Below are 6,253 nucleotides of genomic sequence, written 5' to 3' on the forward strand. Positions count from 1 at the left end.
AAAGTGTCATAACTTATAAGTATTGACACCGATTTTTTTAGAACGTATAATCAATGCATTAGATGGTGTCAATACATAGTGTCAAAACTAGAAAGGAAAATACATATGATTTATGGTTATGCAAGAGTAAGTACAAAAGGACAGGCTAAGGATGGAAACAGTTTGGAGAGTCAGGAACAGCAACTTAGAGAAGCAGGAGCAATAGAGATATGTTCTGATAGTTTTACAGGAACAAAGATGGATAGACCAGAGTTAGATAAACTCCTAGATAAGCTTTCAGAAGGAGATACTCTAATAGTTACTAAGCTTGATAGGATTGCAAGAAGCATGACGCAAGGAAGTGAGTTAGTTAATTCATTAATTGAGAGAGGAATAAGAGTACATATTCTTAATATAGGGGTTATGGATAATACACCTGCTTCAAAGCTTATTAGAAATGTGTTCTTTGCATTTGCAGAATTTGAGAGAGACATGATAATTGAACGTACACAAGAAGGAAAGGCTATTGCAAAGACGAAAGATGGCTTTAAGGAAGGAAGACCTAAAAGTTATACAGATACACAAATAAGCATGGCATTAGAATTATTACAGAAACACAGTTATACAGAAGTTGAGAGAATGACAAGGATAAGTAAAAGTACACTTATCCGAGCTGTAAGAAAGCGTAAGGCAGAAAAACAAAGAGCATAAATTAACTTATAGGAAGGCTACCTAAAAGGTAGTCTTTTTGTATGTGAACAAATAGGGGGGTATCAATTCCATTAAAGGGTATGTGGAATAATGTGAGACAGAGTAAGTAATTAATGACACATAGTATCTAGTAGTCGAGACGAAGGGAGATAAAGTGAGAAGATATGTAGTAAAACTAAGATTTTATAGAGTTAGGAAGGGAAGTTAATAAGCGAGAGGGTTTTTTGACGTAATTATATGAGCATAATAGGAGTGTTTTTATGAAGCGAGTAGTCGATAGATTATGACACATAATTGGTAATTGTGTATAAAAATAGGGAAATAAGTATGTGTTTAGTAGCTAGTGTATGAATATTATGATAAAATTAGCTTATTAGATACTAGAGTGAGAATGAGGTGGCATATGATAAATAAATGGTTGTATGAAGAGATGCGCGAGTTAGATACAGATAAATTTCAGGTTATTGACCTTAAAGAAGTAGATGACATTTCTCAAGAAGTAAAAGAATATATTGCAAACCATTTAATTAGCAGTTTCAGAAATATTGAACAGCTAAAGTTTAGGTATAAAGATAGAGATAAAGAGGAATTGAGAAAGTATATTAAAGAAAAAATATTTCCTAATCAAGACAATCAATTTAGCAAAAATGTAAAACAAGGAGATTGGGGAGAGGTATTGTCTGCTATTATTTTAAATGATATAAAGAGTGTTATACTACCAATAACAAAATTAAGATGGAAAATAAATAATGAAAAATCAATGTTTGGAACAGATGTTTTTGCTATAAGAGAAAATGAAGAAGAATTACCAGAATTAATCTACTGTGAGGTTAAAACAAAAATAACATATGATAAAGAAATAGGAATAAAGGCATATGAAAGTCTATATAGGGACAATGGAAGTTCATTACCAGATATTATAGACTTTATTTCTAAGGTATATTTTGAAAAAGGAGATTACGAGTTAGCAGCAAAATACGATAAGATATATTTAAATATGGATAATCATACTAAAGAGTTTCAGATATTCTTAATAATGGATGGAAGTATATGGAGAGATGAGATTGTTGATATTTTAAAAGCTAGTAGTGTAGACTTAGAAAGATTGTTTATAAATATAGTACTCATACCGAACTTTAAAGACTTGATAGAGGAAACATATGAGTTAACAGCTGATATAGGGGAGAAATTAGTGTATGGTGAATAGAGAGCAGTATATTAAAGAAAAAGAAAGGGAATTAGTGGAGCTTATACATCAACCTAAGTTGAATAATTTTATAAAACAGATTTTAGCTAAGAAGATGGGAGCAAAGTTTAACTCAACATATGATGAAAGATATTTATGGCAACAGGCTATGTACTTAAGTAGTAAGTCGACTATTGTACTAGAGGAGGATACAAAGAATCTAAATGCAATTGAAGCCATGAGGTTATCAGGATATATTTATGAGATATTAAGTAATATATCTAATGATTATGATAAAGATTTTTGTTTGGTATTAGCAGCGATGTGCTATGAAATAGCAGGTTATCAAGCTAATGCACAATGTTTATTGAGAACGAGATACAAGTTAAATGAAGATGCTGAAGAAAATAGTTATTTGTTGGTAGTACAATTATTATTACAAAAGAAAATTAAAGCAATGTATCAAGTAGCAATGAAGGAAATTAAAGATGTTAGAAATGATGATAAAGATACTTTAGTAAGATTCTTTATGATGATTAATATTTTGGGAAAACAAATTTTAGAAGGAACGTCAGACTATGCTGAGTATATAAAAGATAATGAATATGTTATGAACGAAATAAATGGTATAAACAAGGCATTTATAGCTGAGGGAAATTTACTTTTAAGTAGGCTTAATTCATTGTTAAAATTAAGGTATAAGTTATTAGTAAATAGAGGAATATGGAATGTACTTGGTAAAAAAGGAAAATTACAAGAAGATATTTGGATAAGATATGCAAGGTTACTAACTAATAATGGGAATAAAAAAATTGATGAGGAAAAAATAGATGAGGATAAGTCAATTATAGAGTTTTGGAACTCTCAATTAAGAGCTATAGAACAAGGTATATTAGATGATACTGATTTAAGTAGTTGGATTTGCCAAATGCCCACTAGTGCAGGGAAAACAATGGTTGCTGAATTATGTATATTAAATGCTTTAGTGAATGAGCCGAAAAAAAAGTGCATATATATCGCACCATATAAAGCATTAGTCAATGAAGTTGAGTTGGGTTTATGTAAATCACTTGGAAGTTTAGGATATGTTATTTCAGGAGTATCAGGTAATTTTGAATTAGATGATATAGAGGGTTCAAGAATTAGTAATTCAGATGTTTTAATATTAACACCTGAAAAGTTAAATTTGTTATTAAGAACAGATAGTGGTGAACTTGGAGAAGTATCGCTAATTGTCATTGATGAAGGACATTTAATTGGTAATAAAGATGAAAGAGCAGTTAAGTTTGAGATGTTAATGATTCGTTTAAAAAGAAAGATGAAAGATGCTAGATTTTTATTTATCTCAGCTGTTATTAATCAGGAAAGTGCTAAGCAATTGGCAATTTGGTTAACAAATAATCAACAGAAGATATTAACATCACCCGAGGATGCAGGACAAGTACCTTGGCAACCTACTAGAAGATATTTATGTGCTTTTGAATGGAGAGAAAACAATAATGGTACTATTTTTGTTAAAAACATGAAAGTGGGGGATAATAGGAAAACTTCTTTTATTCCTAATGTTATTACGCAAAATAAATATATTGGTTATACACGAGTAAAACGAAAAGAGAGAGAAATATACTTTCCGGGAGTAGATTCAAAAAATGAAATAGCAGCAGAGTTAGCATATAAATATGCAGAGGAAGCTCCTGTATTAATTTTTTCATCTACACCGAGATATGTAAAAAGTATAGTTAATGCATTTTTGAAGTTATTTGAGTTAAGAGGAGATAGCGTAAAAGAGTGTTTTAATGAACAAGTGGGTAGTTACAGCTATGAAATAGCTAAAAAGTGGTTAGGGGAAGAATCAGATATAACTAAGTGTTTAAAAAGAGGAATAGGTGTTCATTATAGTGTTTTACCACAGACCTTACGACGTGCAATAGAAAAAGATTTTAAAGAAAAGAAGTTAAAGGTACTTATTTCAACCACTACTTTGGGGCAAGGAGTGAATCTTCCTATAAAAACAATTATTGTACATTCATTGGTTATTAATAGTAATGAGGGAAAATACGTTGATAAAAGAGACTTTTGGAATATTGTAGGTAGAGCAGGTAGAGCAGGGAAAGAAACAGAGGGTAGGGTTATATTTATATCCAATAAAGGAGTAACAGATAGAAAACTAATAAAGGAATATATGGATGAAAATAATAAGCAACAACTTGAGAGTGCATTATATGTGTTAGTACAAGAGTTAGTGCAAAAGAGAATAAAGCAAGAGGAGTGGAATGAACGACTTACTCAATTACTTGAACCTGAATTAATGGCATTATTAGTAGAAGAGGCAATAGATACACCAGATGAACAATATATAGAAGGAATCTTAAATCAGAGTTTATTCAAAATACAGGCACTTGATATGGATAGTACAAATCTGAAAACAGTAGCATTGAATGCTAGTATAAATTTTTACTCACAAGTAGAAGATAGAAAAAAACAAAAGATATATGCTAAAACGGGGTTATGCTTAAAAAGTTGTGAGAGGATAGCAAAATACATAGAAAATAATTTAGAACATATAAAAGAGACAATAAGTGAAGATGATTATTTAAGTTATATTATTAATTATGTATTTGAATGTATTAGTGATATACAAGAAATGAAATCAACACGAGGAGAAATTAGTCAAATAAATATTAAAGATAATAAAAAGTTTATAGGAACAGTATTAAATATGTGGATTTCAGGAATAGAAATAGAAGAAATAAGAAGCAAATGGATATTATACAAAGAAAATTATAGTGTAGAAAACCTAAATACATTCATAGAGGAAATGTTAGTGTATAAATATCCATGGGGAGTTAGTGCATTTAATACAATACTATCTTATTATTTAGATGAAGATATTGATAAATATCCAGAAGGAATTAAGAATGCTACAATCTTTGTAAAAAATGGATTAAATGATATATATAGTTGCTTTGCAAAAGAATTGGGTACACCAACTAGAGAGACTTCAAAGTTAATCAGTGAGTATTTTTATAAAACATACAGCAGATATAATTTAAGGAATTTTATGAAAATGTTTATAGGATTATCATATAATGATTTAAGATATACTATAGGACTTACGAATGAATGGGAACTAAAGGCTATACTAGAGAGACAGCAGTTTTATAACCTAGATAATTTTGCTAATATAAAGAAAACAAATGTGTGCACTTATATTAAGGGAATACGATATGAAGAAAGAATTAAGGTGGCAAGGAAACTAAGTGAAGGAGATATAGTACTTTTAGAGCGAGAATATACTAATAAATACGATAGGAATGCTATATTAATTAAGAAAGATACTGAAATCGTTGGGTATGTGGATAGGCATATAGCAAAGCAATTAGCAGCAGATATTGATTTAGGAGGCAGAATGTATAGAGGAAGAATTAAAAAGATTATAGATTTACTCAGTATAGAAGTAGAGATAATAGAAGTAGTATAAGTAAGAGGGAGAAGAAAGAACATACTACTATATAGTAAGACTTGCCATGAAAGTACTTAGAGAAGATACAATAAGAGGCATAAACGAGGTTAAAGGGGTTAACCGTGTAATGTACGATTGAACAGGCAAAACCACTAATAAAAGAATAGATTTGAGAGGACATTTTATGTTCTCTCTTTTTTGTTTTCCTTGAATTGCTTTTATATACATGATATGCTTATAAAAAGACCAAAAATCAGATGTCGTAAACACAAAAAAATCAGATGTTCCAGTGAGAACAAATGTTAATTAGAGATAAAAGTAAATAGAGTCAATAGCACATAAGAAACTTTCAATATATTGTCTATCAATTCATATTGAACTCACTACCAAAAAGTGCTACAATCATAAAGTAGTTAAATTCTGACTACACTAACTAAATATGCACGCATAGTTCAGCTGGATAGAGCGTCTGACTTCGGATCAGAATGTCGTGGGTTCGAATCCTACTGCGTGTGTCAATGAGAAGGAAAAGATACTATTTATCAATGATTAGAATATCTTTTCCTTTTTTTTATAGATAAAAAATAAGTAAAGGTTGTAGTAAGGTTGTAGTAGATAAAAAGTATTTTTTTTAAATAGGATGCATATATTATATTAGAAAAACTATAGAAAAAAGATATCAGAATATTGACTTTTAACTAATGAAGATGTATTATAAGTATATATAGAGTGCTCCACTACTTTGAACGAGGACCATTAATTTAAGTGCTCCACTACTTTGAATGAGGACCATTAATTTAAGTGCTCCACTACTTTGAATGAGGACCATTAATTTAAGTGCTCCACTACTTTGAATGAGGGAGCCTGTATAAAATTTTGTGTAAACTGATTAATAGCTCTTTCTTAAGGCAATG

The 6,253-nt window shown here is 30.0% G+C and carries 3 protein-coding genes and 1 tRNA gene; all 4 read left to right on the forward strand.

Annotation, left to right across the window (positions count from 1 at the left end; translation table 11 throughout):
* Window positions 1–105 precede the first annotated feature (105 nt).
* Complete coding sequence (locus AC1VAQ_RS16545; RefSeq protein ID WP_479904206.1) at window positions 106–690, forward strand: recombinase family protein; 585 nt, start codon at window positions 106–108, stop codon at window positions 688–690.
* Window positions 691–1,093: 403 nt separating this feature from the next.
* Window positions 1,094–1,897, forward strand: coding sequence for a Hachiman antiphage defense system protein HamA (locus AC1VAQ_RS16550; protein WP_479904207.1), 804 nt, complete (start codon window positions 1,094–1,096; stop codon window positions 1,895–1,897).
* A 34-nt stretch (window positions 1,898–1,931) separates the two neighbouring features.
* Window positions 1,932–5,357 carry a DEAD/DEAH box helicase gene (locus AC1VAQ_RS16555; RefSeq protein WP_479904208.1) on the forward strand — a complete coding sequence of 1,142 codons (3,426 nt, stop codon included), beginning with the start codon at window positions 1,932–1,934 and terminating at the stop codon, window positions 5,355–5,357.
* Between the two features lie 423 nt (window positions 5,358–5,780).
* Window positions 5,781–5,854 (forward strand) — tRNA-Arg (locus AC1VAQ_RS16560).
* Window positions 5,855–6,253 lie beyond the last annotated feature (399 nt).

The organism is Cellulosilyticum sp. (assembly GCF_982396655.1).